This window comes from Collinsella aerofaciens ATCC 25986, assembly GCF_964259375.1.
Lineage (GTDB): Bacteria > Actinomycetota > Coriobacteriia > Coriobacteriales > Coriobacteriaceae > Collinsella > Collinsella aerofaciens_BO.
Window position 1 is genome coordinate 1 of record NZ_CAXVJM010000033.1, and the last position, 4,967, is coordinate 4,967.

At 49.9% G+C, this 4,967-nt stretch carries 6 protein-coding genes; all 6 read right to left on the minus strand.

The genetic code is table 11. From position 1 onward, the window contains the following. Positions 1–260: 260 nt before the first annotated feature. From ACEXKH_RS09510 to ACEXKH_RS09535, 6 genes are read right to left on the minus strand one after another with little or no spacing between them, the layout of a single operon-like run. Entirely contained in the window at positions 261–1,145 is an 885-nt protein-coding gene (locus ACEXKH_RS09510) for a PfkB family carbohydrate kinase (RefSeq protein ID WP_226790463.1), read from the minus strand. A gap of 30 nt (positions 1,146–1,175) precedes the next feature. Continuing rightward, positions 1,176–2,174 carry an SIS domain-containing protein gene (locus tag ACEXKH_RS09515; RefSeq protein WP_055310759.1) on the minus strand — a complete coding sequence of 333 codons (999 nt, stop codon included), beginning with the start codon at positions 2,172–2,174 and terminating at the stop codon, positions 1,176–1,178. Between the two features lie 48 nt (positions 2,175–2,222). Beyond that, positions 2,223–3,053, minus strand: a complete 831-nt coding sequence (locus ACEXKH_RS09520) for a PTS system mannose/fructose/sorbose family transporter subunit IID (protein ID WP_373573926.1) — start codon at positions 3,051–3,053, stop codon at positions 2,223–2,225. Next, positions 3,040–3,825, minus strand: coding sequence for a PTS mannose/fructose/sorbose/N-acetylgalactosamine transporter subunit IIC (locus ACEXKH_RS09525; RefSeq protein ID WP_373573927.1), 786 nt, complete (start codon positions 3,823–3,825; stop codon positions 3,040–3,042). The genes ACEXKH_RS09520 and ACEXKH_RS09525 overlap by 14 nt, the downstream gene beginning before the upstream one ends. Before the next feature lie 27 nt (positions 3,826–3,852). Further along, entirely contained in the window at positions 3,853–4,314 is a 462-nt protein-coding gene (locus ACEXKH_RS09530; RefSeq protein ID WP_373573928.1) for a PTS sugar transporter subunit IIB, read from the minus strand. A 13-nt stretch (positions 4,315–4,327) separates the two neighbouring features. Further along, positions 4,328–4,744 carry a PTS sugar transporter subunit IIA gene (locus tag ACEXKH_RS09535; protein WP_373573929.1) on the minus strand — a complete coding sequence of 139 codons (417 nt, stop codon included), beginning with the start codon at positions 4,742–4,744 and terminating at the stop codon, positions 4,328–4,330. Positions 4,745–4,967 lie beyond the last annotated feature (223 nt).

Here is a 4,967-nt window from a genome sequence, read left to right on the forward strand (position 1 = left end):
CTTCATCGGGAGCGTGTGGGCCCAGGTGCCGCCGCAGCCGATGAAGAAGATGTTGGAATAGCCCTGCTCGCAGACCTTGTCCACGGCAGCCTCAATCTGAGGACGGAGAGCGAGGGCATCGCTCACAACCTTCTCGTAACGAGGCTCATCGAAATTGAACATATCTAATATCCCTTCGTTTAATAGAGTGAAATTCGTTTCAATTGACAACTTGTCATTTCACTACGTATTAATACTTAATGACCTAAAAAAATACCTTTCTAGGAAATGGAAGCTTGGCCGTCTTTCATCTCGGCGAGTTTATGCTCGAATCCAAAGCCGCCGGGTTTAAGGCAATTCTTAGCTGAATAGTCAGCAGCGAATTCCATTGCATCCCGAATGATCTCCGCATCGAGCGGTTGCTTTTTACTCCAGCCATGCGAGAGACAGCTCACAACAAACGCAGTGATATACGAATCTCCCGCGCCCATGGTGTCAAGCGCATCTACGGGTCTTATATTTCCCTGGTACCATCGGGAACCGTCAAAGAACACAGGCCCTGCAGATCCCCGTGTAGCAATCGTGTAGCGACAACCATGCTCTATGGCCCTCTTCAATAGAACTTGAATCTGTTGATCGCTCTCGCCGGAACAGGAAAACAGACCAAGGGTTGTAGCAGGGCAAACAAGATCGAAATATGCGTCGGTTCGATACTTATCTTTAACGGAAAAGTCGTAAACCACCACAGCGGGAAGATCTTGAACTAGGTGCACATCATCCTGCAGCTTTGCATTGACGCTGGTAAAAACCGCATCGAATCCCTGAAGAAACTTGACATCAGAATCGTTGATATGGGTTTTGTGCGCCCAGCAAGCCCCCGTATCGTAACCAACTTCGACACGTTCACCGTTGTAAACATTTACATCGCAAGTCTTGGTTGTTGCTTTTTCAGGCATGCATGATTGCGAAAGGTCAACGTTCAGCGAAGAAAGGGCATCGGTGATTATTCGCCCTCCCAGGTCATTGCCGATCTCCCCAATATACGCAGCCTGTGCGCCAAGCATGCTTGCATGGGCAGCGACGTTTACGGCATTGCCACCAGGATACATAACGCCTTTGTTGAGATAGCGATCAATAACGTTGTCACCAATTGCTGCGATTTTCACCTCAACGCCTCCCATCACGTACGGTCTTTATTAGTACTCGACCTTGCGGTAATAACGGCGGATGTCGAGCGAATGGTCACGAATTTCCTCGAAATTCTTGCTCACACGCGAGAGAATGGCATTGAGCACCACCGGAGAAAGCATCCAGCGGAATTCATCACTGATACCCGGCAACTCATAATCATGTGTATCGAATACGGTGAAATCATCCGCATATTGCTTACAGAAGCGTGCAACGCGCTCATCAAGAGGCCTAGTCTGCGCCTCCGTCATTGCGAGCGCGACGCAAACGCCCGGCTCAACAAGTTCGATAGTGCCATGGAAGAACTCAGGCGATGTAACGGATTTGGTGCGCAGCCATTGGGACTCCTCGAGCACACACATGGCAAACGAATACGTGGGGCCCCACAGATTGCCAGAACCAATCCAAATCTGATACGGATCGTCCTTGTGCTTCAGAGCATATGCGCGAGCCATCTCGTCAGCGTTCTTGCCGACGGAAACGAGAGCAGCGGGGAGATTCACAAGCTCATCAGCGAAGCGATCGTAGTCATCGAAAAAGCCCCTGTTCTTGAGAATCTTTCCAATCAGAAGGTACAGCACGAGCTCCATAGGACGGCCCTGCTTATAGATCACTCCATAATCGGAAAGTTCACCAAGCGGTGAACCGTCCACGCCAAGCGTAGAGACAATGGTGCAGCCTGCGTCTTTTGCCGCCTTTGCCGCCGCGACCGTCTCTTTGGTGTCGCCCGACTTGGACGCCATGAACGCCAAGGTCCCCTTACCGATGCGCCGATTGCCAACCGTGAGGAAATCTGCCGAAACTTGGGACTGGACGGGAATATCGGACATAACAGAAACCATATAGTCAAACGGCTGCATCATCGCAAGCGAGCCACCTGACGAGGTGAAGAAAATCGAATCGAAACCCTTTTCGCAAATTTCGTCAGCAATGCGTTCAATTTCGGCACGTTGATTGTAGATATAAGCACCGTTATCGAGAATTGCCTGTTCATCAAATGAAACCATGAGATATACCTTTCTAATTCAATTGGGCCAGACGGCGAAATCAACCATTTAGATTGCAAACACTCCGAAGAAGGAGCCGACGATACCAACCGCCATGAGAATAACGAGAATCCAAGCAATCTTAACCTTGTGCTGGACGAGTTCGTAAACTCCAAGTGTCACAAGCAGCGGCAGCAGGCTCGGCATGATACCGTCGATGATGCTTTGGATAGTCTGCGCACTGTCGCCGGTACCGAGAGAACCAGCCACGCTGACCGATACAAGGTTGGGCACCATAGCGCCGATAACCATAAGACCGAGAATTGCAGCCCCCATAGTGAGCTTTGGCATAAGACCAGATTTCTCGATCTTGCTCAAGAAACTGGTTCCGAATCCATAGCCCCATTTAAGGCAGAACCAACGAATCAGATAATGCGGAACATTGAATACGACAAGGAAGAGAAGCGGGCCGAGAATGTTACCCTGCATAGCAAGCGACACACCCAAGCCAGTGGCGATGACACGCAACGTTCCCCAGAACAGAGAGTCACCGATGCCGGCCAGCGGGCTCATAAGAGCGGCCTTTACGCTGTTGATGGAGGATTCGTCAAAATCCTTTTCGTTAGCGTTTGCCTCTTCCATCGCTGCCGAAATGCCCAGAATTAATGTTGAGACATAAGGAGTGGTGTTGAAGAACTCCATGTGACGCTTGGCAGCAGCAGCCTGGTCATCCTTATTCTTATACACGCGACGAATGATGGGAAGCATAGAGAAGCAGTATCCCATGTGCTGCTGGCGCTCGTAGTTCCAGGAGTACTCCATCGTAAGCGAACGGAAAAATACCGATTTTAGATCACGCTTTGTAATCTTGTTGGAACTGGTGTCATTAGAAGTCGTCATCGTCGAAGCTCCCTTCCGAACTAAGCTGTGGCGTCTGAGCAATGAAGTTTGGCTGGACCACCACGAGGATTACTGCGAGGCAAAGCCCAATGATGGCAATACCAAGGATTGGAATGCTCATGTAGGCACAGAGCGCAAACCCGAGCACGAAGAAAATAGCAGTCTGTTTATTGACAATCATCGAAGCGAGCAGTGAAATGCCGAGCGCAGGGATGAATCCACCCGCAATAACCAGGCCGTTACTTACAAACTCGGGAATTGCGTTAAGCACCGCGTTCATAACCGGCGTTCCGAGATAGAAAGCAAGGGAGCACACGAAAAAGCGAGGAAGCGATTTGACGATGAATCCACCAAGCAGATGCATCCGCTCCATACCTTTGAGGTCGCCCTTTGCCACACAGTCGTCCGCTTTATGGACGAAAAACGGCATCACGATCAGCGTAAGCGCGTTATCGATGATGAGATAAAGCGACGCAATCGGAAAAGCGAGCGTCAGCGCAACTTCAGCACCTTGACCCGTCGAAATTGCAAAAGCAGTGCCCAAAATACCACCGGTGATAACGTCAGGCGGAACGGCCGCCCCGATGGTAACCGATCCAATGAACACCATTTCAAGCGTGGCGCCGACAATAATGCCCGTCTGCAAATCACCCATCACAAGACCGATGAGGACGCCCGTGACAATCGGGCGAGAAGCAAGGCAAGTGCCAAGTGCCCACTCAAATGTCACGCACATTGCGACGAGGCCGACAAGGATCGCTTGAGTCAACATGAGAGATCCCCTTTCTATTGTATGTGCTTAAATCAAAATCTTCTCGTCTCTAGGTACCTGCCTGATCTCCACCTCGATTCCGGCATCACTGAGCTCATGTAGAAGCTCCACGTCGCGATCGGTAGCGAAAACCGTTGAAGATAGGCGTACATCTGCACCCTCACGCGGCTTCGTTCCTCCAATGTTGATATGCTCGATTTCGTTGTAGCCCTTCGCCAAGCGGTAAGCATCCTCGATGCTTTCAACGACAATGAACAAACGGTACTTATCGGTCACACCGCTCCTAAGAGCCTCGATAGAATCATCGACCGATTTGATAACCAATTTGACGCCTGCCGGACGTGCCAGCTTAAGCGTCGTCTTGCGCACGTCATCTTTCACAACCGCATCGCAGGCAATCAAAATGCAATTGGTGTCAAGCTCTTGCGTCCAAGTCATGGCAACCTGACCATGAAGCAAGCGATGGTCAACTCTCAGCAGCTTAATCATCTTTGTTCCTTTCTCAAAAATCCTCGTCTTCTTCTACCGAATTTGGCAGCGAACATAGGCGTGTGCCCTTTTGGCGGACACTTGAAACCAATGCAGCGAGCTCGGCGTCATCAAGTGTGCTCAATTTCGAAAACACTTCGAGCACTAGTGGTAGCGACATACCGGCAATGAGCCTTAAAGAATCGTCACCCAACCTTTCCATAAAAGCGTTGTTCACTGACCCACCATAGACATCAGTGATGACAATCCACTGGTCTGCTGGGTCGCGAGAACGTTCCCAAAAATCTATCAACTCGTTTACATCCATCGTGTCCTCATCGACATATGCGCATAGCACCTTAACGCGAGGATCTTCACCGCAAAATAGCTGGAGCGTTTCACGCATCGCTCTAGCAAGTGGCCCATGGCTGGCCAAGAGCAACTTCCTCATTTATCTCCCAATCTCAGTCAATCATCTGTTAATAGAACGTTATATTTTGTATTGTTATCTACAGTATCCTCGAAACTTTCGCTTTGTCAAGACAGATCAATCAGGCTTCCTAAGCGGTAATAATTCGCCCGTAAACGGCAAAAAAAAAGGCTCTGTTAGACCAGGATTGACATACATGTGTCCTCACGGTGCCATATCGTTGACCCCATAGACCGCGATGATG